23 protein-coding genes and 1 riboswitch are annotated in these 22,473 nt (G+C 72.6%); of the genes, 15 read left to right on the plus strand and 8 right to left on the minus strand.

The window, feature by feature from the left end; translation table 11 throughout:
• Positions 1-34: 34 nt before the first annotated feature.
• Both ACIREE_RS04725 and ACIREE_RS04730 read left to right on the plus strand, forming a co-directional pair.
• Positions 35-283, plus strand: coding sequence for an acyl carrier protein (locus ACIREE_RS04725; protein WP_404146192.1), 249 nt, complete (start codon positions 35-37; stop codon positions 281-283).
• Positions 280-1,485 (plus strand): beta-ketoacyl-[acyl-carrier-protein] synthase family protein, encoded by a 1,206-nt coding sequence (locus tag ACIREE_RS04730; protein WP_404146195.1) that lies wholly within the window; start codon positions 280-282, stop codon positions 1,483-1,485. Before ACIREE_RS04725 ends, ACIREE_RS04730 begins: the two co-directional genes overlap by 4 nt.
• Before the next feature lie 38 nt (positions 1,486-1,523).
• On the opposite strand, the gene ACIREE_RS04735 is transcribed toward ACIREE_RS04730, so the two are convergent.
• Complete coding sequence (locus ACIREE_RS04735; RefSeq protein ID WP_404146198.1) at positions 1,524-2,201, minus strand: (2Fe-2S)-binding protein; 678 nt, start codon at positions 2,199-2,201, stop codon at positions 1,524-1,526.
• A gap of 25 nt (positions 2,202-2,226) precedes the next feature.
• The gene (locus tag ACIREE_RS04740) at positions 2,227-2,607 is read right to left on the minus strand and encodes a (2Fe-2S) ferredoxin domain-containing protein (protein ID WP_404146828.1); all 381 of its coding nucleotides are present in this window, start codon (positions 2,605-2,607) and stop codon (positions 2,227-2,229) included.
• A gap of 68 nt (positions 2,608-2,675) precedes the next feature.
• Positions 2,676-2,802: riboswitch (cobalamin riboswitch) on the minus strand.
• Positions 2,803-3,064: 262 nt separating this feature from the next.
• On the opposite strand from ACIREE_RS04740, the gene dhaK reads away from it, so the two are divergent.
• The 3 genes from dhaK to ACIREE_RS04755 are packed head-to-tail and all read left to right on the plus strand — an operon-like array spanning position 3,065 to position 5,129.
• Positions 3,065-4,057 (plus strand): dihydroxyacetone kinase subunit DhaK, encoded by a 993-nt coding sequence (dhaK, locus tag ACIREE_RS04745; RefSeq protein ID WP_404146201.1) that lies wholly within the window; start codon positions 3,065-3,067, stop codon positions 4,055-4,057.
• A gap of 53 nt (positions 4,058-4,110) precedes the next feature.
• Positions 4,111-4,719: a dihydroxyacetone kinase subunit DhaL gene (gene dhaL, locus ACIREE_RS04750; RefSeq protein WP_404146204.1), complete on the plus strand. Its 609-nt coding sequence runs from the start codon at positions 4,111-4,113 to the stop codon at positions 4,717-4,719.
• Entirely contained in the window at positions 4,716-5,129 is a 414-nt protein-coding gene (locus ACIREE_RS04755) for a PTS-dependent dihydroxyacetone kinase phosphotransferase subunit DhaM (RefSeq protein WP_404146207.1), read from the plus strand. The genes dhaL and ACIREE_RS04755 overlap by 4 nt, the downstream gene beginning before the upstream one ends.
• Before the next feature lie 40 nt (positions 5,130-5,169).
• On the opposite strand, the gene ACIREE_RS04760 is transcribed toward ACIREE_RS04755, so the two are convergent.
• Entirely contained in the window at positions 5,170-5,955 is a 786-nt protein-coding gene (locus tag ACIREE_RS04760; protein WP_404146210.1) for a glycoside hydrolase family 75 protein, read from the minus strand.
• A gap of 212 nt (positions 5,956-6,167) precedes the next feature.
• On the opposite strand from ACIREE_RS04760, the gene ACIREE_RS04765 reads away from it, so the two are divergent.
• The 3 genes from ACIREE_RS04765 to ACIREE_RS04775 all read left to right on the plus strand — a co-directional run bounded on the left by ACIREE_RS04765 (position 6,168) and on the right by ACIREE_RS04775 (position 9,087).
• Positions 6,168-7,163 carry a fibronectin type III domain-containing protein gene (locus ACIREE_RS04765; protein WP_404146213.1) on the plus strand — a complete coding sequence of 332 codons (996 nt, stop codon included), beginning with the start codon at positions 6,168-6,170 and terminating at the stop codon, positions 7,161-7,163.
• A gap of 174 nt (positions 7,164-7,337) precedes the next feature.
• Positions 7,338-7,844 (plus strand): hypothetical protein, encoded by a 507-nt coding sequence (locus ACIREE_RS04770; RefSeq protein WP_404146216.1) that lies wholly within the window; start codon positions 7,338-7,340, stop codon positions 7,842-7,844.
• 142 nt (positions 7,845-7,986) lie between these two features.
• Positions 7,987-9,087: a Gfo/Idh/MocA family protein gene (locus tag ACIREE_RS04775; RefSeq protein ID WP_404146219.1), complete on the plus strand. Its 1,101-nt coding sequence runs from the start codon at positions 7,987-7,989 to the stop codon at positions 9,085-9,087.
• Between the two features lie 42 nt (positions 9,088-9,129).
• Here ACIREE_RS04775 and ACIREE_RS04780 read toward each other — a convergent pair whose 3' ends face one another.
• The 3 genes from ACIREE_RS04780 to ACIREE_RS04790 form a co-directional block, all read right to left on the minus strand.
• Positions 9,130-9,765: a PadR family transcriptional regulator gene (locus tag ACIREE_RS04780; protein ID WP_404146222.1), complete on the minus strand. Its 636-nt coding sequence runs from the start codon at positions 9,763-9,765 to the stop codon at positions 9,130-9,132.
• Between the two features lie 79 nt (positions 9,766-9,844).
• Positions 9,845-11,860 carry an FAD-dependent oxidoreductase gene (locus ACIREE_RS04785; protein ID WP_404146225.1) on the minus strand — a complete coding sequence of 672 codons (2,016 nt, stop codon included), beginning with the start codon at positions 11,858-11,860 and terminating at the stop codon, positions 9,845-9,847.
• Between the two features lie 131 nt (positions 11,861-11,991).
• Positions 11,992-12,261, minus strand: coding sequence for a hypothetical protein (locus tag ACIREE_RS04790; RefSeq protein ID WP_404146228.1), 270 nt, complete (start codon positions 12,259-12,261; stop codon positions 11,992-11,994).
• 91 nt (positions 12,262-12,352) lie between these two features.
• Between ACIREE_RS04790 and ACIREE_RS04795 the strand changes: the two genes are divergently transcribed.
• Positions 12,353-12,802: a MarR family winged helix-turn-helix transcriptional regulator gene (locus tag ACIREE_RS04795; RefSeq protein WP_404146231.1), complete on the plus strand. Its 450-nt coding sequence runs from the start codon at positions 12,353-12,355 to the stop codon at positions 12,800-12,802.
• Between the two features lie 35 nt (positions 12,803-12,837).
• Here the strand turns inward: ACIREE_RS04795 and ACIREE_RS04800 are convergent, their stop codons facing one another.
• Positions 12,838-13,611, minus strand: a complete 774-nt coding sequence (locus tag ACIREE_RS04800; RefSeq protein WP_404146234.1) for a GNAT family N-acetyltransferase — start codon at positions 13,609-13,611, stop codon at positions 12,838-12,840.
• Between the two features lie 222 nt (positions 13,612-13,833).
• Here ACIREE_RS04800 and def point away from each other — a divergent pair, with 222 nt between their 5' ends.
• Positions 13,834-14,502: a peptide deformylase gene (def, locus tag ACIREE_RS04805; protein ID WP_404146237.1), complete on the plus strand. Its 669-nt coding sequence runs from the start codon at positions 13,834-13,836 to the stop codon at positions 14,500-14,502.
• A 3-nt stretch (positions 14,503-14,505) separates the two neighbouring features.
• On the opposite strand, the gene ACIREE_RS04810 is transcribed toward def, so the two are convergent.
• The gene (locus ACIREE_RS04810) at positions 14,506-15,300 is read right to left on the minus strand and encodes a VOC family protein (RefSeq protein ID WP_404146239.1); all 795 of its coding nucleotides are present in this window, start codon (positions 15,298-15,300) and stop codon (positions 14,506-14,508) included.
• Between the two features lie 225 nt (positions 15,301-15,525).
• Here ACIREE_RS04810 and ACIREE_RS04815 point away from each other — a divergent pair, with 225 nt between their 5' ends.
• The 5 genes from ACIREE_RS04815 (at position 15,526) to ACIREE_RS04835 (ending at position 22,461) form a co-directional block, all read left to right on the plus strand.
• Positions 15,526-16,626: a LacI family DNA-binding transcriptional regulator gene (locus ACIREE_RS04815; protein ID WP_404146242.1), complete on the plus strand. Its 1,101-nt coding sequence runs from the start codon at positions 15,526-15,528 to the stop codon at positions 16,624-16,626.
• A gap of 69 nt (positions 16,627-16,695) precedes the next feature.
• Complete coding sequence (locus ACIREE_RS04820) at positions 16,696-18,294, plus strand: FAD-dependent oxidoreductase (protein ID WP_404146245.1); 1,599 nt, start codon at positions 16,696-16,698, stop codon at positions 18,292-18,294.
• 172 nt (positions 18,295-18,466) lie between these two features.
• The gene (locus ACIREE_RS04825; RefSeq protein WP_404146248.1) at positions 18,467-20,599 is read left to right on the plus strand and encodes a hydantoinase/oxoprolinase family protein; all 2,133 of its coding nucleotides are present in this window, start codon (positions 18,467-18,469) and stop codon (positions 20,597-20,599) included.
• Complete coding sequence (locus ACIREE_RS04830) at positions 20,596-21,171, plus strand: hypothetical protein (protein WP_404146250.1); 576 nt, start codon at positions 20,596-20,598, stop codon at positions 21,169-21,171. The genes ACIREE_RS04825 and ACIREE_RS04830 overlap by 4 nt, the downstream gene beginning before the upstream one ends.
• A 3-nt stretch (positions 21,172-21,174) precedes the next feature.
• On the plus strand, positions 21,175-22,461 hold the full coding sequence (locus ACIREE_RS04835; RefSeq protein WP_404146253.1) for a transporter: 1,287 nt from the start codon (positions 21,175-21,177) through the stop codon (positions 22,459-22,461).
• Positions 22,462-22,473 lie beyond the last annotated feature (12 nt).

Consider the following 22,473-nt stretch of genomic DNA (forward strand, 5'->3'; position numbering starts at 1 on the left):
CCGAATTCCGGGAGCGTTCAGGGAAAGGCCCGCCATGAGTACCTCTGCGTCACCCGCGACCACGGATCTGATCACCGGCCTGCTCGTCGGCAAGTTCGAGGTGGACCCGGCCGTCGTCCGGGCCGATGCCCGCATGACCGACCTGCTCGCCGACTCGCTGATGATCGTCGAGATGGCCATCACGCTCCAGGACGAACTGGGCGTCAGCGCCACCGAGGACGAGCTGAGCGAGCTCACCTTCGCCGAGTTCTCCGCCCGCGTCGACGCGCGCCGCGCCGGATGAGGCGGGACACCAGCGTCGCGGTGACCGGCCTCGGCCTGGTCACCGCGGCAGGCCCGGACACCGAGAGCACCTGGGCCGCGGTCCGTGACGGCCGCGCGACGGCCCGCCCCGACCCCGAACTGCGGGACCTGCCCGTCTCGCTGAGCTGCCGCGTCGACGCCGTGGAGGAGCTGCGCCCACGGCTGCCCGGCGCCGCGCACCTCGATCCCGGCGCCCGCATGGGCCTGGCCGCCGTCGCCCAGGCCCTGGACGCGGCCAAGCTCGACCCCACCGCGTGGGACCCGACCCGCGTCGCCGTGGTCACCGGGTGCTCCGTGGGCGGGGAGAACACGCTGCGGGCTGCCGCGTCACGCCTTGCCACCGACGGCCCGAGGAGCGTCTCCCCCTACTTCCTGACCGGCTATATGTCCAACATGGTGTGTGCCGCCATCGCCCTGCACCTCGGTGTGACCGGGCCGGCCCTGAACGTCGCGACCGCGTGCGCCTCGGGGACCACCGCGATCGGTACGGCCCGCGATCTGCTCGCCTCGGGACAGTGCGACATCGCCGTGGTCTGCGGCGCCGACGCTGCCGTCACCCCCCTCATCGTGACGGGCTTCGCCCAGCTGCGCGCACTCTCCGACCAGCGCTCCCGCCCGTTCGACGCGGCCCGCGACGGCTTCGTCATCGCCGAGGGCGCGGGCGCCCTGGTCCTGGAGCGGCCCGAGTACGCGGCCGCCCGCTCGGCCCCCCGCCTCGCCCGGCTCATCGGCTACGGGGCGAGCACCGACGCCCACCACCTGGTGGCCCCGCACCCCGAGGGGCGCCACGCGGAGCGGGCCCTGCGCGCGGCGCTCGCCGAGGCGGGGGTCTCCCCGGGCGACGTCGACCACGTCAACGCGCACGGCACGTCCACCCCGCGTGGCGACGCGATGGAGGCGGCGGTCCTGGCCCGCGTCTTCCCGCACCGGCCGCCGGTCACCTCCGCCAAGGGCGCGCTGGGCCACACGCTCGGCGCGGCCGGCACGATCGAGGCCGCGCTGACGATCCTGGCGCTCCGCGCGGACCTGGTCCCGCCCACGGCCGGGCTGACCGACCCCGACCCGGCCCTCGACATCGACGCGGTCTCCGGCACCGCCCGGCCCGTCCCCTCGACCGTGGCCGTCAGCAACTCCTTCGGCTTCGGCGGCCACAACGCGGTGGTGGTCCTGGCCCGCGACTGAGCCCCGGGATCGGAGGCTCGTCGAGCTGCCCCCGGCTGTCAGTGACCTGAAAAACAGCAGTCACCACACATGCCACCGGTCGGCGCGCGGTAGAGGAGGCAGCAGCTGCGCCGCCGGAACGTCAGATCCGGGCCCGAGATGGTGCCCGTCCCCGCGAGGCGTCCCGTACCGAGCAGATCGCGGGTGAGGGGGACCAGTACCGGGCGCACCTCGGGGCGGGCCCTCAGCAGCACGGCCGCGGACCCGACGAGCGCGGACGCGACGTTCCCGTCCAGGAGGCGCGGCGCGACTTTCACGCTCAGCGTCCTCTCCAGCACCGCGAGGGGCGCCGCCAGTTGTTCGTACACCGCGTCGGCCAGGCGCGGCGGCGGGTCGACCGGGCGCCCTTCGAGAGGTTCCCGCAGCCGTACCGCCGAGCTGTCGTCGAGCCACTCCAGGCCGCTCAGGTCGGGCACGATCCCATGCAGCACCGCGCATGCCAGCAGCGGTGACCACAGACGGGCCGAGAGCCCCAGGTGTGCGATGGACGTGCCGACGCGCGCCTCGCCCGTCGCGAAACGGCGGTTCACCTCGCGGGCCCGCTCGGCGAAGCCGTCCGCGAACGCCGCGGCCGTCCCCTTCCCGGCCATGCCGACCACGGTGGGCAGGACGAAGAACCCGCCGAGACCGGCCACGTCCCGGAGCGCGTCACGCACCGCCGCAGGAGTCGGCCTCACTCGGTTCTCCCTCGCGGAAAACCCCTCACGAGGCCGTGACACGCCGGGGAGAAGTGATGACGTACAGGTCGAGGATCGCGGGCATCGGCGCCACTCCGGGGCCGCCCGCCCGCACCCAGGTGACGATGTCCTCGGTCGCGTCGGGGTCGTTGACGAGGCCGAGCCACACGGGCCGTGCTCCGCCGGCGCGTCCCGCGGCCGACGGCTGCACCACAACGACGTTCGCCTGCTCGCACACGTCCAGGCACTCGGTGACCCGTACGGGGACCGCGGACCGCAACCGCGCCGTCTGCGCCGCGTGGTCGCCCGGCACCTTCACCGTGCCGCAGCAGCAGTCCCGGCACACCACCACCCGGCTCGGGGTCCCTGCCACCGCGTCCTCCCCCGGCGCAGCACCCGTCGGCATTCCTGCCATGCCCCACTCCCTCTCACCGGGGAGATCCGCCCCGGTACGCGTTGAGGAGGCGACAGCGTGAGTCTCCTGGCTCTCGGTTCACCGCCGGCCCCGGCCGATCCGCCCGCGGTCGCGGACAGTGGCCTGTCGGGATCGACGCACCGATCACAGTGGCGGGACCGCGCCGGAATCACACCGGCTTCCTCTGTCCGCCATCGCCCAAATCGTCGGCCATCCTCTCACGCGCTTCCGATCGAGCACGGCCCGCCGGGACATCGCGGCCGCAGCCTGGCGTGCGCGTCTTCGCTGTCAGGCGGGGCCGGCCGTTCTCGACGCAGGCGGGCACGGGCCCGTGCCAACGCGCCCACCGGCTTACCTCACCGATCAGGCCCCGCCGGGTGCTCCGCACGCGGCCTGCGCAGATACTGACGTGGGACGCATCAGTTGCCCACGTCACATGGAGGTACCCGTGAAAATGTTGATCAATGTGGCCGAGACCGTCGTCGCCGACGCCCTGCGCGGGATGGCCGCCGCCCACCCCGAGTTGACCGTCGACGTCGACAACCGGGTGATCCTGCGCCGGGACGCGCCGGTTGCCGGGAAGGTGGCGCTGGTGTCGGGCGGCGGCTCCGGGCACGAGCCGCTGCACGGGGGTTTCGTGGGGCCGGGGATGCTGTCCGCGGCCTGTCCCGGTGAGGTGTTCACCTCGCCGGTGCCCGATCAGATGGTGCGGGCCGCCGCCGCGGTGGACAGCGGGGCGGGCGTGTTGTTCATCGTGAAGAACTACACCGGTGACGTGCTCAACTTCGACATGGCCGCCGAACTCGCCGAGGACGAGGGCATCCAGGTCGCCAAGGTACTGGTGAACGACGATGTCGCGGTGGTCGACAGCCTGTACACGGCCGGACGGCGCGGGACCGGCGCGACGCTCTTCGTGGAGAAGATCGCGGGGGCCGCGGCCGAGGAGGGGCAGCCGCTGGAGCGGGTCGAAGCGCTCGCCCGGCAGGTCAATGAGAGCGCGCGCAGTTTCGGGGTGGCGCTGAGCGCGTGCAGCACGCCCGCGAAGGGGTCGCCGACCTTCGATCTGCCCCCTGGTGAGCTGGAGTTGGGCATCGGCATCCACGGCGAGCCGGGCCGCGAGCGGCGTCCGATGATGACATCGAGGGAGATCGCCGATTTCGCCGTCGACGCCGTCCTGGAAGACCTGAACCCGACAAGTCCCGTACTCGCCCTGGTCAATGGGATGGGAGCGACCCCCCTGCTGGAGCTGTACGGGTTCAACGCCGAGGTGCAGCGGGTGCTCGGTGAGCGCGGGGTGCCCGTCGCCCGCACCCTCGTCGGCAACTACGTGACGTCCCTCGACATGGCCGGTGCGTCTGTCACGCTGTGCCAGGTGGACGAGGAGCTGCTGCGCCTGTGGGACGCGCCGGTCAGTACGGCCGGTCTCCGCTGGGGCATGTGACGGACGGCGCCCCCGTGCCCCTCGTCAACGTATCTACCACGCAAGGAGATCATGTGCTCGACGCCGACTTCTTCCGACGCTGGATGGCGGCGACCGCGGCTGCGGTGGACCGCGAGGCCGCCCGGCTCACCGAACTCGACTCGCCGATCGGCGACGCCGACCACGGCAGCAATCTGCAGCGCGGTTTCACCGCGGTGCGGGCCACCCTCGACAAGGACGCGCCCGAGACACCGGGGACCGTACTCACGCTCGCCGGACGGCAGTTGATCTCGACGGTGGGCGGCGCGTCGGGGCCGTTGTACGGGACGTTGCTGCGGCGCACCGGCAAAGCGCTGGGCGATGCCGCGCAGGTGAGCGAAGCGGAGCTGGCGCAGGCGCTGCGCGTCGGGGTGGACGCCGTGGCCACGCTCGGCGGGGCCGCGCCCGGTGACAAGACGATGCTGGACGCGCTGATCCCGGCGGTGGACGCGCTGGACGGCGGGGACTTCGCCGCGGCGCGGTCCGCGGCGGAGCACGGCGCGGAGGCGACGACCCCGCTCCAGGCCCGCAAGGGCCGGGCCAGTTATCTGGGTGAGCGCAGCATCGGGCACCAGGATCCCGGCGCCACGTCGTCGGCGCTGCTGATCGGCGCGCTGGCCGAGGCCGCGGAGGGCACCTCGTGACCGCCCCCGACAAGGCGGTCGGCGTCGTGCTCGTGTCGCACAGCCGGGACGTCGCCGAATCCGTGGCGCGACTCGCCGCCGGGCTCGCCGGAGGCGGAGCCACCGCTCCCGTGGCCGCGGCGGGCGGCACGGAGGACGGCGGCTTCGGTACGAGTGCGGAGCGGATCTCGGCGGCTGCCGCGGAGGTCGATCGCGGCTCGGGCGTCGCGGTCCTGGTCGACCTCGGCAGTGCGGTCCTGACCGTGAAGGCGCTGCTCGCCGAGGGCGACGAACTCCCCGACGGCACACGCCTGGTGGACGCCCCGTTCCTGGAGGGCGCGGTCGCCGCCGTGGTCTCCGCCTCGGCGGGGGCGGACCTGGACGCGGTCGTGGCAGCGGCGTCGGAGGCGTACACGTACCACAAGGAGTGAGAGCCGGCCCCTGAGAGCCTGTCTTTGAACGGCTCGGCGGTCAGTCGGCGCGGCGGAGGAGTTTGCGCGCCGCCGTCCGACCGGCCTCGGCGGCCGCCCGGTGGCTCTCGATGGGGCGGGCGGTCGCGCCGGGGAAGAGGATGTACGTCACCTCACCGGCGGCGCCGCCGCGCACCGGGTCCGGATCGATGCCGAGGCCGCGCGCGGCGGCGTACGACGCCTCGCCGATCAGGCCGCTCGGCCCGCTGTCACCCACGACGGCGTACAGGACCTTGTTCCGGTGGACGAGCGCCGCGACGGTGCCGCCGCGGATGCCGGAGCGGGCCGGGCTCCAGATGCGGCTCGCGCCGGGCACGACGACGTACGGCAGCCGTTCCGCGCTCAACTGCCGCCCGTCGGACTGCTGGTGGGCCGTCGCGTGCTGGTAGACCGGGTCGGTGCGGCGGTTGCAGTGCCGCCCCGCGCGGCCGTCGCAGTCGACGTCGAGGTCGGCCTTCCAGTGCACGGCACCGTGCTGGGCGCAGACCGGGATGGACGCGGGGGCGCCCTCGTCGGTGCGGTAGCGGCCGTGGGAGATCTGGCGGCAGCCGCGTACCGCGGCGAGCAGTTCAGCGGCTCGGACCTCTCTTTTCCGCTGGGAGTGCCTGGAGGGCCTGGAGAGTCGCGAGAGCCTGGAGGGCACGGAGGTCTCGGCGGACACGGAGGCCACCGTGGTCGTGGCCTGCGCCTGGATGTCACTCGGTCGGGCGTCCGCCGCGGGCAGCGCGGCGGGGGCGAGGAGGGCCGCGCCACAGGCGGTGGCGAGCGTCAGGATGCGGGAGTGCACAGCGAGATGCCTTTGCTCGAGGACGGGGGCGGCCGGGGCGGCGGCCGTCGGGACGGCGGACGGACATAAGCGCCCCATCTGTGCCCCTTGTGCGGCGATCTCTACCAGTGGAGGCGGGCAGGCCCGCCCGCCCTCTTGATGAGGACCCGTCATTCGTGCCATACAGGTCTGTACCAATTCGGGTCCATCTGGTTCGAGCGGAAGGCACGCCCGTGAGACGCGTCCCCCTACGCACTCTGCTCCCCCGCGCGGCCTGCGCCGTCGCGCTGCTGACGGCCCTGACCGGCTGCGGCCCCTTCTCGGACGGCGACGATTCGGACAGCGGACCGGCCCTGTCCGAACCGGTCGGTGTCACCGCGCAAGCGGGCAGCGCCACGTCCGTGCACATCATGTGGAACCGGCCGGTGAGCACCACGGACGTCACGGGCTACGAGGTGTACCGGGGTTCGGTGCGCGTCAAGGAACTGACCGCCCAGCAGCACATGGTGGACGTCACCGGCCTGCGGGCGACATCCCGTTACGTGTTCACGGTCCGAGCCCGCGGCAAGGACGGCTCCCTCGGGCCCGCGAGCCGCCGCGTCACCGTCACCACCCCGGCCGCCGTCGCCGCGGACCGCTCCGCGCCGGACCGGCCCAGCGGACTGCGCGGGCACGTGGACGGCGGCCGCGCGGTGTCCCTGACATGGCGGAAGGCATCCGATGACAAGGGCGTCGTCTCGTACGACATCTACCAGGGCACCACAAAGATCCACAGCGTCGCCGGTACGCAGACGCGGGCACTGCTGACCGGGCTGCGGCCGGGCACCGCCTACAAGTTCAGCGTGCGGGCGCGCGACGCCGCCGACAACGTCTCCGCCGCCGGAGAGACCGTGCGGCTGACCACCGCGCAGGGCAAGGACGAGGGGCCGGGGACCGCGCCCAGCGGCTTCCGGGCCACGGCGCGCGGTGCGGACGGCGCGTACTACATCGATCTCGCGTGGACACCGCCGGACACCGGGGGCGAGGTGCCGGCGTACCAGGTGTTCCTGGACGGGCGGCAGGCGACGACCGTGATGTGGGGGGACAGCGCACCCTCCGACGCGGCGAAGTACAGCTTCTACATCGGCGAGGACGCGGGCGCCAGGCACCGGGTGAAGATCCGGGCGCAGCTGCCGGACGGGACGTGGGGCGCCTTCTCGCCGGAACGCGCGGTGACCACGGGGAGTTAGGGGGAGGCGGGGCGGGCCAGGGGGCCGGACGATGGAACCCGTCACCTGCCCGGCCGCGGTCCGCATGCGCGCGCTGTCGTGCGCACGTTGAGTGAGCGTCAGGCAGCACGGGCTTTGCCTACTCGGGCGGGGCACGGGACGTACCGCCTCCCGTGCCGCCGGAGAGCAGACATCATGCGCACCGCTTCACTTCTCGCTCGCTGCGGTCTCACCGTCGCAGCCGCGGCCTCGCTTCCGCTGACCCTCGCCGCGCCCGCCGCGTTCGCCTGGGACAACCTCGACGTCACGGCCAGCGGCTCCACGGTGACGGCCACCACGACCGCCTGCCCGAAGGGCGGCAACGCCTCGCTCCTGACGGCAGGACAGGCGAACTTCGCCCAGGGCAGACAGACACCACTCAACTCCGGCAGCGCCAGCTGGCAGGGGATCGGCTCGGGCTCCTACCAGGTGTTGGTCGCCTGCGCCGACGGGTCCACGGTGGGCCCGGCGTCCGTGACCGTCACCGCGGGCTCGACCATCTCCGCGACGTCCAGCCCCCTCGGCGGTGTCCGGGGCGGGCTCGGTGGCGCGGCGGAGGACTTCGGCACGCTCACGCTCGCCGCGGGCGGCACGCTGGTCGCCGCGGCCGTGGTGGGCGGCGCCTGGTACCTGCGGCGCCGTTCGACCGGTCAGCGCACCTGACCGCTCCCCACCCCGCACGACGGCCGCCGCCCGGTTCCGGGCGGCGGCCGTCACACGTGTGAGGCCCTCTTGTGGGCGCGGCGCGCCCCGGCTTACCGTCCCGGGAGCCGTGTGATCGTCCGCCAACATCCGTGGGGGCTAGGTGAGTTCAGATCCGGTGGGGGTCGCCGTCGTCGGGGCGGGTGTGATCAGCAAGGAGTACCTGCGCACTCTGTCCGGTTTCCCGGACGTACGTGTTCTCGCCGTCGCCGATCTCGATGTACGCCGCGCCGAGGCCGCGGCACGCGCCCATGACGTCCCGTTCGCCGGGGACGTGGACACGGTGCTGGCCGTGCCGGAGGTCGAGCTCGTGGTGAACCTGACGGTGCCGGTGGCGCACGTCGAGGTGGCCGGGGCGGCACTGCGCGCGGGCAAGCACGTGTACGGCGAGAAGCCGATCGCGCTGCTGCCGGGCGAGGCCGAGAAGCTGCTCGACGAGGCGGCCGAGCGGGGGCTGCTGGTGGGCAGCGCGCCGGACACGTTCCTCGGTGCGGGCCTGCAGTCCGCCATACGGGCTGTCGCCGCCGGGCACATCGGGGCGCCGGTCGCGGCGTCGACGGCGGTACGCAGCCTCGGCCCCGAGGGCTGGCATCCGGACCCGGCGTTCTTCTACCAGCCGGGCGCGGGCCCGCTGTTCGACCTCGGCCCGTACCACCTCACGGCGCTGGTGGCGCTCTTCGGCGGCGTGGAGCGGGTCGCGGCGTCGGTGCGGCGGGCCCGCGAGGACCGGGTGGCCGGGGCGGGCCCGGCGGCCGGGCAGTCCTTCCCCGTCGCCGTCCCGACCCATGTCTCGGCGCTGCTCGACTTCGCCTCGGGGCCGACGGCGACGTCCGTGTTCAGCTGGGACTCGGCGCGGCCGCACATCGGCTTCGAGGTCATCGGCGCGGAGGGCACGCTGTCGGTGCCCGATCCCAACACGTTCGGCGGCCCGCTGCTGCTGCGCCCCAACGGCGCGTCCGACTGGACCGAGCTTCCCGTACGCGGACGCACGGACGGCCGTGGCCTCGGCGTCGTCGACCTGGCCCGCGCGATCCGGGCGGGGTCCGCTCCGCGGGCTTCGGGGGCGCTGGCTCTGCATGTGCTGCGTGTGATGGCGGCGGTGACGGATTCCGCTGCCCGGGGGGAGTTCACGCGGGTGGCTGCCCCGGTGGGGGCGCCGACGCCGCTGCCTGTCGACTGGGATCCCACCAGTCCTGGCCTGTAAGGGTGCGGGCGGGCCTCGGGGCTCCGCCCCGGACCCCGCTCCTCAATCGCCGGAGGGGCTTGAGGAACCGGAGGGGCTTGAGGAACCGGAGGGGCCTGAGGAAGCGGACGGGCCTGAGGAAGCGGAGGGGCCTGAGGGACCGGAGGGGCTTGCTTCGAGCTCGGTCAGCGTTCGCTCCAGCCACTCCACCCAGAACGTCTCCAGGTCGATCCCGGCCCGCAGCACCGCATGCTGCAAGCGGTCCGGCACCGTGTCCTTCTCCGGCGGGAAGTCGCGCTTCTCGATGTCCCGGTAGGTCTCCAACTGCAGCCGGTGCAGGTCGAGATGGCGGCGCAACTCGGTGTCGATGCCGTCCGTGCCGACCACCGCGGCGGAGCGCAGCCGCAGCAGCAGCGGGTCCCGCAGCGTGCGCGGGTCCTGCGGTGCGGCCGTCCACCGGGCCAGCTCGGCGCCGCCCTCCGGCAGGACCTCGTACTCCTTCTTCTGACCGCGCGCCGGCACCGTGGCGGGCAGCGCGCGGATCATTCCGTCGCGCTCCAGTTTGCCCAGCTCCCGGTAGATCTGCTGGTGCGTGGCCGACCAGAAGTAGCCGAACGACCTGTCGAAGCGGCGGGTCAGTTCGAGCCCCGACGACGGCTTCTCCAGGAGGGCCGTGAGGATCGCGTGCGGCAGTGACATGACGCCAGGGTAGGTGAGGGTGGTCACGCGGCCGGCGGGCCCGGCCACGTGACCACCCGGTTTCAGGGGTGCAGGGGCTTTAGAGGGCGGCCGCGACCTCGGTGCCCTGCTTGATGGCGCGCTTGGCGTCCAGTTCGGCCGCGACGTCGGCGCCGCCGATCAGGTGCGGGGCGCGGCCGGCGGTGACCAGGTCGTCGTAGAGGGAACGCTTCGACTCCTGGCCCGCGCAGAGGACCACCGTGTCGACGGGGATCAGCGACTGCTCGCCGTCGACGGTGATGTGCAGGCCGGCGTCGTCGATCAGGTCGTACGTCGCGCCCGCGATCATCGTGACGCCGCGGTGGCGCAGCTCGGTGCGGTGGATCCAGCCGGTGGTCTTGCCGAGGCCCGCCCCGACCTTGGACGTCTTGCGCTGGACGAGGTGCACCTGGCGCGGCGGCGCCGGCCGCTCGGCGCGCCTGAGGCCGCCGCGGTCGGCGTAGTCCATGTCGACGCCCCACAGCCGGAAGTACGTCGCCGGGTCCTGGCTCGCCTTCTCGCCGCCGTCGGTGAGGTACTCGGCGACGTCGAAGCCGATGCCGCCCGCGCCGATGACGGCGACGCGGTCGCCGACGGGCGCGCCCTCGCGCAGCACGTCGAGATAGCCGACGACGCTGGGGTGGTCGACGCCGTCGATGGCCGGGATGCGCGGGCTGACGCCGGTGGCGACCACGACCTCGTCGTAGGCGTCGAGGTCGGCCGCGTTCACGACGGTGTTCAACTCGACGGTGACGTCGTGCAGTTCGAGCTGCGTACGGAAGTAGCGCAGCGTCTCGTCGAACTCCTCCTTGCCGGGCACCTTGCGGGCGACGTTCAGCTGTCCGCCGATCTGTCCTGCGCCGTCGAAGAGGGTGACGTCGTGCCCGCGCTCGGCGGCGGAGACGGCACAGGCGAGGCCCGCCGGTCCGGCGCCGACGACGGCGACACGCTTGCGGACCCTGGTGGGCGACAGGACGAGTTCGGTCTCGTGACAGGCGCGCGGGTTGACGAGGCAGGAGGTGATCTTGCCGCTGAAGGTGTGGTCGAGGCAGGCCTGGTTGCAGCCGATGCACGTGTTGATCGCGTCGGAGCGGTCGGCCGCGGCCTTGTTCACGAAGTCCGGGTCGGCGAGCATCGGACGCGCGAGGGAGACCATGTCGGCGGCGCCGTCGGCGAGCAACTCCTCGGCGAGTTCCGGGGTGTTGATGCGGTTGGTGGTGACGAGGGGGACGGACACCTGGCCCATGACCTTCTTGGTGACCCAGGTGTACGCGCCGCGCGGTACGGACGTGGCGATGGTGGGGATGCGGGCCTCGTGCCAGCCGACGCCGGTGTTGATGATGGTGGCGCCCGCCGCCTCGATCTCCTTGGCGAGCTGAACGACCTCTTCCAGGGTCGAGCCGCCTGGTACCAGGTCCAGCATGGACAGCCGGTAGATGACGATGAAGTCGGGCCCCACGCGTTCACGTACGCGCCGCACGATCTCGACGGGGAAGCGGATGCGGTTCTCGTACGAGCCGCCCCAGCGGTCGGTGCGCTTGTTGGTGTGGGCGACGATGAACTCGTTGATGAGGTAGCCCTCGGAGCCCATGACCTCGACGCCGTCGTAGCCTGCCGCCTTGGCGAGTTCGGCGGCGCGCGCGAAGTCCTCGATGGTCTGCTCGACGTCGGCGTCGCTCAGCTCGTTCGGGACGAACGGGCTGATGGGCGCCTGGATCGGGCTCGGCGCGACGAGCTGCTCGTGGTAGGCGTAGCGGCCGAAGTGCAGGATCTGCAGGGCGATCTTTCCGCCCGCCGCGTGCACGGCGTCGGTGACCTCGCGGTGCTGTCCGGCCTCCGCCTCGGTGGTGAGTTTGGCGCCGCCGTCGTAGGGGCGCCCGGCTTCGTTGGGGGCGATGCCGCCGGTGACCATGAGGCCGACGCCGCCGCGGGCGCGGGTCGCGTAGAACTCGGCCATGCGTGCGAAGCCGTTCTCCGCCTCCTCCAGACCCACGTGCATCGAGCCCATCAGGACGCGGTTGGGCAGGGTGGTGAAGCCCAGGTCGAGGGGGGCGAGCAAGTGCGGGAAACGGGTCATGGGGGCCTCCGGGCGCAGCGGACGTCGTCACTGTTCTAGACGACCCCGAGCTCTTTGTGCAACAAGTTGCAAAAGAGAGTTGCACCACGCAGGTGAGCCTTACCGGTCCCTTCCCGAGGGGTCCTCCGGGCCTATCGCTCGTCGGCGACCTCGGCCACCCACCCGTACGGCAGCTCCTCACCGTCGACGGTCAGCGCCTCGACGGTGCGTGTACGCGGGTCGATCTCGGCCTGCACTCCCTCCCCCTCGTACCGCGGATAACCGGATTCCCCCACGGCGCCGGTGGCGGCCACCGTCAGGGACCGCAGCACATTGCCGTGATCGGTACGACCCTCGGCGTCGGTCAGGCGGGGCTTGAGGACGATGGTGCGACGGGCGGGCACATCGGGCGTATGACTCATGTTCCGGAGGCTAATGCGCGACGACCGGGGCCGCCCGTCGCCCGCTCATCGGTTGTAGAGTGCAACCAGCGCTTCGGAAAGGAGCCCGCCCGTGCCAGAGCCCGACCGTCCGGCCGGCCGCGAGTCGGCCGTGGAGACCATCCAGCGTGAACTGACGTCCTTCGCCCGGCGGGCCAGAGCGACGGCCGCCCGGATGCACCCCGAGTTGTCGCTCGTCTCCTACACCCTGCTCAGCCACCTCGACGAGCGGGGCGGCTGCCGCGCCACCGACCTCGCCGCGCACTACGCGCTGGACAAGTCGACGGTCAGCCGGCAGGTCGCCGCCCTCGAACGGGCCGGTCTCGTGATGCGCCGCGTGGACCCGGACGACCACCGCGTCCAGGTCCTGCTCCCCACCCCGGCGGGAGCGGAGATCCTCGCACAGGTCACCGTCAGCCGCCGGCAGATCTTCGGGGAACGGCTCGCGGACTGGCCCGCCGAGGACCTGACGCGTTTCGCCGCGTACCTCACGCGCTACAACGAGTCCTCGCGCGACGACTGACCCCTGTCGACTTCGCCGGCCGCACGGTCCAACTCCTAGGCGTGCGCGAGGTCCGGCACCCGGGCGGCTCGGAAGCGCGTCGTGCGGCGCAGCTGGAAGCCGAGCGACTCGTAGAGCCGGATCGCGCTCGCGTTGCCCGCGCCGGTGTGCAGGAACGGGGTCTCGCCGCGCTCCCTGATCCCGGCGGCGACAGCCCGTACGAGCCGGCCCGCGAGGCCCTGACCCCGCTGGTCGGCGTCGGTGCACACGGCGCTGATCTCGGTCCAGCCCGGCGGGCGCAGCCGCTCCCCCGCCATCGCGACGAGAACGCCACCGCGCCGGATGCCGAGGTAGGTGCCCAGCTCGATGGTGCGCGGCAGGAACGGGCCCGGCCGGGTGCGCGCCACCAGGTCGAGCATCTCCGGCACGTCGGCCGGGGTGAGCAGGACCGCCTCGGGGTCGTGGACCGCGACCACACCCACGTCGACGAGTTGCACACCCGCGATGTCCTGCGTCAGCTCCCAGCCCTCCGGCAGGGTGCGTGTCGTACCGGGCAGCGGCACCTCGGCCCCGGGCCCGGCGAACGCGGCGAGGTCCGCCCAGTCCTCGGGGCCCGGGTCGTCGGGCAGCGCCAGCCACGGCGAGACGTCGAGGGGGTAGCGCAGCACCCGGCCGCGCCGCTCGGCGAGATGCGCGTGCGGCCCGGTCAGCGCCGCGTACGCCGGGTTGTCGAGCGGATGCACGGGCGCGCCGGGGGTGGGCGCCGACGAGGTCCCCTCGTACGTCTTCTCGTACGCCTGCGACCCCGTCGCCGTGTCGGTCTCGGTCATCCGGACCCTTCTCTCATGGCTCGACCCGTGATTCTCGTACGGCGCGCCATGCCGATCACAGTCGATCACACAGCCGCCGCCGCACCATGAAACCCCCAGGTCAGGGCCGCACATTCCCCGGCACACACAGTGTTCACGAGGTCGCAACGCGTTCACATGGGCGCCATGCGCCCGCAAGGTCCGGCGTTGCCGGGCGGAGATCGTTGTTGGCATGCTGGCCCGATGTCGTCCACCTCACTGACCGACCGCGTCGAGGCCCTGCTCGCCGACGCCGCCACCGCCGATGGCGGCGCCCCCGTGCTGCCGATCGTCGCCGCCGGCGATCCCGTCCTGCGCCGCCCCGCCGATCCGTTCGACGGGCAGCTCTCCGACGCCCTGCTGGCCCGGCTGATCGAGGCCATGCGGGTCACGATGCACGCGGCGCCCGGCGTGGGCCTGGCCGCACCGCAGATCGGTCTGCCGCTGCGCCTTGCCGTCATCGAGGACGCGGCGAACGTACCGGAGGAGGTGCGCGCCGCGCGTGGCCGCGTCCCGCAGCCGTTCCGGGTGGTGATCAATCCGTCGTACGAGGACGCGAGCGGGCGCCACGTCGCGTTCTACGAAGGCTGCCTGAGCGTGCCGGGCTACCAGGCCGTGGTCGCCCGGCACGAACGAGTGCGGCTGCGCGCCCTGGACGAGCGGGGGCGCGCGGTGGACGAGGAGGTCGCCGGCTGGCCCGCGCGGATCGTCCAGCACGAGACCGACCATCTCGACGGCACGCTGTACCTGGACCGCGCCGAACCGCGCTCGCTGTCGTCCACCCAGTCACCGGCGGCGGTGGAACGCTGGGCACAGCTCACTCCCCAACTCGCCGCCCAGGAGCTGGGGTTCAGTCTGCCAGAATCCGACTGACCGTCAGCTCAGCTGCGGCATCTCCCCCTTGGCGGCAGTGACGTCGATGATGGAGAACGCCGCGCCCTGCGGGTCCCCGACGGCGGCGAACCTGCCGAACGGGCTGTCCATCGGCCCGAAGTGCAGCCGTCCGCCGAGCCGTTGGACGGTGGCGAGCGCCGCGTCGCAGTCCTCGACGACGAAGTACACGTTCACGTACGACGGCACGTGCTCGGGGAAGTCGTCCGTCATCCGCATACGCCCCAGAGCGGGCTCACCGCCGAGCTCCCAGACGTCGAAGTCGACGTGCTCGTCCGCCACCTTCTTGACTTCGTACGGGAAGACGGAGGTGAAGAACGCGTCGGTCTTCGCGGCGTCACGGGAGTTGACCTCGGCCCAGCAGAAGGCGCCGGGCTCGTCGACCTTCTCGAAGCCCTCGTGCGCGTCGGGCTGCCAGACGCTGAAATAGCAGCCGCTGGGGTCCTGGGCGGTGACCATGGTGCCGAAGTCGCCGACCCGCATCGGTTCCATCGCCGGCATGCCACCGGCGCTTCGGATCCGCTCGGTGGTGGCCGCGATGTCCGACGTGGCGAGGTACAGGTTCCAGGCCGCCGGAACGCCCTCCATGCCGGGCATCTGGGGCGCCAGCGCGGCGACGTGCTTGCCGTCCGCGGTCTTCGCCTGCGTGTAGTTGCCGAACTCCTCGGCGCCCGGATCGTAGGACCAGCCGAACAGCTCGCTGTAGAAGGCCTTCGCGGCCTCCAGATCCGGGAACATGGCGTCGGCCCAGACGGGCGCGCCATCGGGTTGTGCGGGCATGTCACGAAACCCTTCCGACGTTCGCCAGGCGCGACGGGGCCCGGCGGCCACGGTTCCACGCTAGGCGGCCGCGGCCCGCTCCGCTATCCGCGCGGAAAGCCTCGACGCACCGTACGGAAAGTCGTGTCGCGACCCTTGACGCAAGGTCGGAGCGGCCCCCACAGTGCTCGTTAATGCGCATTAGTAATGCGCATTACCAGCGCGGTGAGCAAGGGAGCGGCAGGCGTGGAAGAACCGAAGAAGCGGGCGAAGCCGGGGCGCAGCCCGGCACCCGCGGGCCGTACGTCGCGGCCCCGGCAGGCCGAGGTGGCCCGGCTCGCCGGGGTGTCGCAGGCGACGGTGTCGCTGGTCCTGTCGGCGCGCGGCGACGGCAAGGGGCCGACGATCTCCGAGGAGACCCGTCGGCGGGTCCTCGACGCGGCCGGCAGCCTCGGCTACGTCCCCGATCCCGCGGCCCGGCGGCTCGCGGCCGCCCGCAACAATCTGCTCGGCGTCTTCAGCTTCACCGCCACGTTCCCGACCGACGTGCAGCACTCCTATTACCCGTTCCTGGTGGGCGTGGAGCAGGAGGCGGCCGCGCGCGGCTACGACTTGGTGCTGTTCACCGGTTCGAGCAGCGGCGGCGCGGGGGCCACCGGCCCGGACGCCCTCAGCCGCGTACGGCTCGCGGACGGCTGCCTCTTCCTCGGCCGGCACGCGCCGCGCGCCGAGCTGAAGCGGCTCGTCGCGGACGGGTACCCGGTCGTGCACCTGGGCCGCCGCGAGGAGTTGGAGGGGCTCGCCTGGGTCGGCGCCGACTACGTGAGCGCGAGCCGTGAAGTCGTCGCGCATCTGGCCGAGTTGGGCCACCGTCGCCTCGTTCTCGTACGGGAGGACGACGATGCTCCCGCGTCGACGGACCGTCAGCAGGGCTTCTTGGAAGGCCTCGCGGCAGCGGGTCTCGCGAGCGGCCCGGAAGCGGTGCTGCGCTGCGCCGACCCGGGGCGCGAGATCACGGCGGAGCGGGTGCGGGAGCTGGTCGCCGACGGCGTGACCGCGTTCGTCGCCGAGGAGACGGACACCGGCGCCGCCTGGCGGGCCCTGAGCGCAGCCGTCCAGGAGGCCGGGCTGTCGTGCCCGGAGGACGTCTCACTCGGGCTGCTCGGCAGCCCGCCCGCGGATCTGGCCGGAGGGCCGGTGCCGATGGGCTTCGACATCCCCCGGCACCGGCTCGGCGCCGCGGCCGTACGACTGCTCGCCGCGCTCGTGGCCGGTGAGGAGGCCGAGGAGCCGCTGGTGGCGTGCGAGTTCCGGAGCGGGCACACCGCGGCCGCGCCGAACAGCTGAGTGCGTAGAGCCGTAACCCTCGACCCCCATGCAGCACACGGCAGTTCAGGGACAACCACAAGGAGCACAGTGATACCCGAACCGGACATCCTCATCGTCGGCGGCGGCCTCGGCGGGGTCGCCGCGGCACTCGCCGCCTGCCGTGCGGGGCGGCGGGTCGTGATGACCGAGGAGACCGACTGGATCGGCGGCCAGCTCACGGCGCAGGCCGTGCCGCCGGACGAGCACCCGTGGGTGGAGAGGTTCGGTACGACGGCGACGTACCGGGCGCTGCGCGAAGGCATCCGCGCCTACTACCGCCAGTGGTATCCGATGCGCAGCGAAGCGCTCGGGCTCACGGCTCTCAACCCGGGCGCCGGGCGCGTCAGCAAGCTCTGTCACGAGCCGCGCGTCGCCCTCGCCGTCCTGGAGGCGATGCTGGCGCCGCACCGGGCGGCCGGGCTGCTGACCGTACTGACCGGGCACCGGGCGGTCTCCGCCGAGTGCGACAACGATGTCGTCTCCGCCGTCACGGTGCGCGATCTACGGGACGGCACTCTGCGCACCTTCGCCGCCCGCTATGTCGTCGACGCCACGGAAACCGGTGAGCTTCTCGAACTCGCCGACGTGGAGCACGCCAACGGCGCAGAGGCACAAGGGGAGTTCGGCGAACCGCACGCGCCCGCCGAGGCGCGGCCGGACAACCAGCAGGGCATCACGGTGTGCTTCGCCCTCTCGCACCACCAGGGCGAGGACCACACCATCGACCGGCCCGAGGACTACGACTTCTGGCACTCCTACCGGCCCGACTTCTGGCCGGGCCCGCTGCTCGGTTTCGAGGCGCCGGACCCGCGGTCCCTGGAGCCGGTGCCGCGTACGTTCGTACCCAACCCGGATCTGGACCCCCTCGCCGTCAGCGCGGACCAGAGCGCGGACGCCGGGGACAAGGAACTGTGGGGTTTCCGCCGGATTCTGGCGCGGGGGATGCACCGGCCGGGCTCATTCGAATCGGACATCACGCTCGTCAACTGGCCACTGAACGACTACTGGTTGAAGCCGTACATCGGCCAGGAGACGGAAGCACTGCGCGAGGCACGGCAGTTGTCCCTCTCCGTCCTGTACTGGCTGCAGACCGAGGCCCCGCGCGCCGACGGCGGTACCGGCTTCCCGGGGCTGCGCATCCGGCCGGACGTGACCGGCACCGCGGACGGCCTCGCCAAGTCGGCGTACGTGCGCGAGTCGCGGCGGATCAAGGCGGTGACGACCGTCGTGGAGCAGGACGTCGCCATCGACGTCGTCGGCCCCTACGGCAGGACCCGCTACCGCGACTCGGTCGGTGTCGGCGGCTACCGGATCGACCTGCACCCCTCCACCGGAGGCGACTCGTACATCGACATCGGTTCGGTGCCGTTCGAGATCCCGCTGGGCGCGCTCGTGCCACGGCGGGTACGCAATCTGCTGCCGGCCGGCAAGAACATCGGCACCACCCACATCACCAACGGCTGCTACCGGCTGCACCCCGTCGAGTGGAACATCGGCGAGGTCGCGGGCGCGCTCGCGGCGCACTGTCTCACCGAGGGCCTGGAGCCCCGGCAGGTACAGGCCGAGGACAAGCACGTCGAGGAGTTCGGACGGCTCCTGGACCGGGCGGGCGTACAGCGGCACTGGCCGGACGTCCGCGGTTACTGACTGCCCCGAGGTCTGAGCAGGTCCGCAAGGTCTGAGTAGGTCCACGAGGTCTGAGTAGGTCCACAAGATCTGAGCAGGTCCACAAGATCTGAGTAGGTCCACAAGATCTGAGTAGGTCCACAAGATCTGAGCAGGTCCAGGAATCCGTCAACGCACAAGGAGGTGCCCTGACATGACCCCTGATCGTCGCATCCGCGTCGGCATCGACGTGGGCGGCACGTTCACGGACGCCGTGGCGGTCGACGCCGCGACGCTCGCCCTCGTGGGCCAGGTGAAAGTGCCCACGAGCCATCACCACGAGGACGGTGTCGCGCACGGCATCGTCGAGGCGCTGAGACAGCTCCTGGAACAGGTCGGCCGGGCCCCTGCCGATGTCACGTTCCTTGCGCACGGCACGACCCAGGCCACGAACGCCCTGTTGGAGGGCGACGTGGCGAAGGTCGGGTTGATCGGGATCGGCGGCGGTGCGGGGGCGGTGTTCACGCGCCGGCTCGCCGCGCTCGGCAGACTCGAACTCACCCCGGGCAAGAGTCTGCCGCTCGCGTACGAGCATGTGGCCGACGCGTTCGACGCCGACGCCGTGCGCGCCGCGGTCGCCCGCGTCCAGGCGGGCGGGGCTCAAGTCGTCGTCGCCACCGAACCGTTCGGGGTGGACCGGCCCGAGGGTGAACGGGCCGTGCTCGACGCGGCCCGGCCGACGGGGCTGCCGCTGGCGGCGGCGCACGAGATCACCTCGCTGTACGGGCTGCAGAAGCGGACACGGACCGCTGTGGTGAACGCGGCGATCCTGCCGCGCATGCTGGCGACGGCCGATCTCGTCGACGCGTCCATCACCAAGGCCGGGGTGACGGCGCCCCTGATGGTGATGCGCTGCGACGGCGGCGTCATGTCCCTCGACGAGATGCGCCGCCGCCCGCTGCTGACGGTCCTGTCGGGCCCGGCGGCCGGGGTCGCCGGGGCGCTGATGCAGGAACGGATCAGCGAAGGGGTGTTCCTGGAGACCGGCGGCACGTCGACGGACATCAGCGTGGTGCGGCGCGGCAAGGTCGCGGTGCGGCACGCGACGATCCTCGGCAGGACCTCGTATCTCAACGCGCTCGATGTACGGACCGTCGGCGTCGGCGGCGGGTCCATGGTGCGCGTCGCCGGGGGCCGCGTGGTCGGCGTCGGGCCGCGCAGCGCGCACATCGCGGGCCTGCCGTACGCCTGTTTCGCCTCGCTGGAGGACCTGCGGGACGCGCGGGTCGCGACGGTGCGCCCGATGGAAGGCGACCCCGACGACCATGTGGTCCTCGATGCCGCGGGCGGCCGCTTCGCCCTCACGATGACCTGCGCGGCGAACGCGCTGGGCCGGGTGCCGGAGGGCGACTTCGCGCGCTGCGACCAGCAGGTGGCACGGGCCGCTCTGGCCCCGCTGGCCGCCACCCTCGGCACCGATGTGGCGGGGGCGGCACGGGCCGTCCTCGACGCGGGTACCGCGCAGGTGAGGTCGGTCGTGGACGCGATGGTCAAGGACTACCGGCTCGACCGCGACACGGCCGTCCTGGTCGGCGGCGGTGGCGGCGCGGCCACGGTGACCCCGCATCTGGCGGCGGCCGCCGGTCTCGAAGGGCGGATCGCCCGGCACAGCGAGGTGATCAGCCCGATCGGCGTGGCCCTCGCGCTCGTCCGCGAGCAGGTCGAACGGATCATCCCCGGGGCCACCCAGGAGCAGATCCTCGCGGTGCGCGCCGAGGCCGAGCGGGCCGTGGTCGCGCAGGGCGCGGCGGCCGACGGCGTCGAGGTGGAGGTGACGGTCGACCCGCAGACCAGCACGGTGCGGGCCGTCGCCACGGGCGCGACCGAACTGCGCACGCAGGACCGGGCGCACCGCGCCGACGACGCGGAGCGGCTGCGGGCGGCCGCCGTGAGCCTGAAGGCCCAGGAGGCGCGGGTCCGCGTGCTGGCGGGCACGGACGCGTACACGGTGTACGGCACCGACGTGCGGCGCAGGCTGCGCGCGGACCGGCGTCCTGTGCGGGTGGTGGACGCCGATGGTGTGGTGCGGCTCGGGGTGTCGGACGCGCGGGTGGAGACGACGACGGTGGGCGCGGCCGGTGAGGCGCTCGCGTCACTGGTACGGGACACTACGTCGTACGGAGACGGTGGCATGCGGGCGCCCGCGGTACGGCTGTTGGTCGGCGGGCGGATCGCGGATCTGTCCGGCGTACTCGAACCGGAGGCGCTCCTGGCCCTGGCCCGCAGCGAGTTGCGTTCGCGCGGCGCCGAGGAGCCCGTGGTCGCGGTCGTGGAGTCCCGCACATGAGCGCCGACCACGATCTGGACCTCGCGGTGCGCCTCCTCGCAGCCACGCCCACGCACGAGCACCGCGATCTTCTGACGCTACGTCAATGGGCGGTGACTGCGCAGGAGTTCGGGTCCCATATGACGCCGGAGCCGGTGCCCGTCCGGGTCGTCGAGCGGGACGACGGACTCGCCGCCGGACTTCTCGCGCGCTACCGGTCGAGGCCGCCCGTCGTCGAGGTGTACGTCGACACGCTCGCCCGCGCCGAACAGCTCGTCGCCGAGCGCGGCTGGCGCCACTGGTTCCCCGAGGGCTCCGTACGGGCCGCGGCGCTCGCGCACGAACAGGCGCACGCCTGGCTCCACCACGCCCATGTCCGGGCTGAGTTCAAGCGGGCCCTCGGACACACGGCGCTGCGCATCGGCCGGCGCCGCGTGTACGCCCATGTCGCGGGCGCCGACGAACTCGCGGCGCACGCCTACGCCCGCGCCGCCTGTGGCCTGGGCCGCAGTCCCCTGCTGCTCACGGAGGCGCTGGCCGCCGCCACGCACCCCGCCGCGTATCCCGCCGCGCATCCCGAAAGCGAGAAGTGACCCATGGGTGTCGTCATTCTGCTCGTCATGGCGGCCGGAGTCGCCGCCATGCTCAGCCGCAAACTGCCCACCGCGTTCGCGCTCGTGGTGCTGGCCGTGGTCATCGCGTTCGTCTCGGGCGCTCCGCTGACCGGTAAGAACAGTGTGCTCGACACGGTGCTCCAGGAGGGCGCGCCCGCGCTGGCCGCGACGATGATCGCGATCCTGCTCGGCTCGTGGCTCGGCAAGCTCCTGGAGGAGACCGGCATCGCGGGCACCCTGGTCCGTAAGATCGTCGAGTTCGGCGGCGACCGGCCGGTGCTGGTGGCGTTCGGCGTCCTCGCGGTGTCCGCCCTGGTGGGCACGGTGACGGGCTCGGCGCCCGCGGCGATGCTCGCCGGACTCATCGGCATCCCGGCGATGATCGCGGTGGGCATTCCGAAGGTGACGGCCGCGGGCACGATCCTGATGGGCATCGCGGTGGGCATCCCCTTCGAGCTGCCGGTGTGGCAGTTCTTCTCCACGGCGCTCGAACTGCCGGTGGACACGGTGCGCGGCTTCATGGTCAAACTGTTCCCGTTCGCGCTGGTCGCGGCGGTGGCGTACGTCCTGGTGGAGTCGCGGCGCCGGGGCGTGGAACACACGTGGTCCATCAAGTCGGTCCAGGACAGGCCGACTTCGCGCAGCCGCCGTCAGCTGCTCGGCGACGCCCCGTGGTACGCGCTGCTCACCCCGGTGGTGCCGCTGGTGCTGGCCCTCGGCTTCGAACTGGCCATCATCCCCTCCCTGTTGGCGGGCGTGCTGTACGCGCTGGTGACGACGACGCGGCCGCGCGACATGAACCGGCGGCTCCTGCGCACGCTGTACGGCGGCTTCGAGGTGGCGGCCCCGCCCATCACCTTGTTCGTGGCGATCGGCATTCTGCTCGCCGCGGTGAAACTGCCCGGCGCGGTCGACGCGCTGGAGCCGCTCGTCAAGGCGGTCAGTCCCCAGAACGCGGTGCTCTTCGTCCTGGTCTTCACACTGCTGGTGCCGCTGTGCCTGTACCGCGGCCCGCTGAACGTCTTCGGCCTCGGCGCGGGCATCGCGGGCGTCCTGATCGCCACCGGCATCTACCCGGCCGTCGCCGTCCTCGGCATGGCCACCTCGTACAACCAGGTCTTCGGCGTCGCCGACCCGACCAGCACCCAGACGGTGTGGAGCGCCCAGTACGCGGGTGTGTCCCCGCAGCAGGTGATGGTCAGGACGCTGCCCTACGTATGGGCGGTGGCGCTCGGCGGCCTGTGCGTCACAGCAGCCACGTACCTCTGAACCACAGCAGCC

It is taken from the genome of Streptomyces sp. NPDC102467, from assembly GCF_044765445.1.
In the GTDB taxonomy this organism is placed as follows: Bacteria; Actinomycetota; Actinomycetes; order Streptomycetales; family Streptomycetaceae; genus Streptomyces.

Bases quoted from the DNA above. Each gene is read 5' to 3' on its own strand.
- ACIREE_RS04825 (WP_404146248.1), top strand. From the start codon at position 18,467: ATGACCCCTGATCGTCGCATCCGCGTCGGCATCGACGTGGGCGGCACG.
- ACIREE_RS04770 (WP_404146216.1), top strand. From the start codon at position 7,338: ATGCGCACCGCTTCACTTCTCGCTCGCTGCGGTCTCACCGTCGCAGCC.
- ACIREE_RS04730 (WP_404146195.1), top strand. From the start codon at position 280: ATGAGGCGGGACACCAGCGTCGCGGTGACCGGCCTCGGCCTGGTCACC.
- ACIREE_RS04740 (WP_404146828.1), bottom strand. From the start codon at position 2,607: ATGCCGACGGGTGCTGCGCCGGGGGAGGACGCGGTGGCAGGGACCCCG.
- ACIREE_RS04780 (WP_404146222.1), bottom strand. From the start codon at position 9,765: ATGTCACTGCCGCACGCGATCCTCACGGCCCTCCTGGAGAAGCCGTCG.
- ACIREE_RS04800 (WP_404146234.1), bottom strand. From the start codon at position 13,611: ATGACCGAGACCGACACGGCGACGGGGTCGCAGGCGTACGAGAAGACG.
- def (WP_404146237.1), top strand. From the start codon at position 13,834: ATGTCGTCCACCTCACTGACCGACCGCGTCGAGGCCCTGCTCGCCGAC.
- ACIREE_RS04785 (WP_404146225.1), bottom strand. From the start codon at position 11,860: ATGACCCGTTTCCCGCACTTGCTCGCCCCCCTCGACCTGGGCTTCACC.
- ACIREE_RS04830 (WP_404146250.1), top strand. From the start codon at position 20,596: ATGAGCGCCGACCACGATCTGGACCTCGCGGTGCGCCTCCTCGCAGCC.
- ACIREE_RS04835 (WP_404146253.1), top strand. From the start codon at position 21,175: ATGGGTGTCGTCATTCTGCTCGTCATGGCGGCCGGAGTCGCCGCCATG.
- ACIREE_RS04725 (WP_404146192.1), top strand. From the start codon at position 35: ATGAGTACCTCTGCGTCACCCGCGACCACGGATCTGATCACCGGCCTG.
- ACIREE_RS04810 (WP_404146239.1), bottom strand. From the start codon at position 15,300: ATGCCCGCACAACCCGATGGCGCGCCCGTCTGGGCCGACGCCATGTTC.
- ACIREE_RS04790 (WP_404146228.1), bottom strand. From the start codon at position 12,261: ATGAGTCATACGCCCGATGTGCCCGCCCGTCGCACCATCGTCCTCAAG.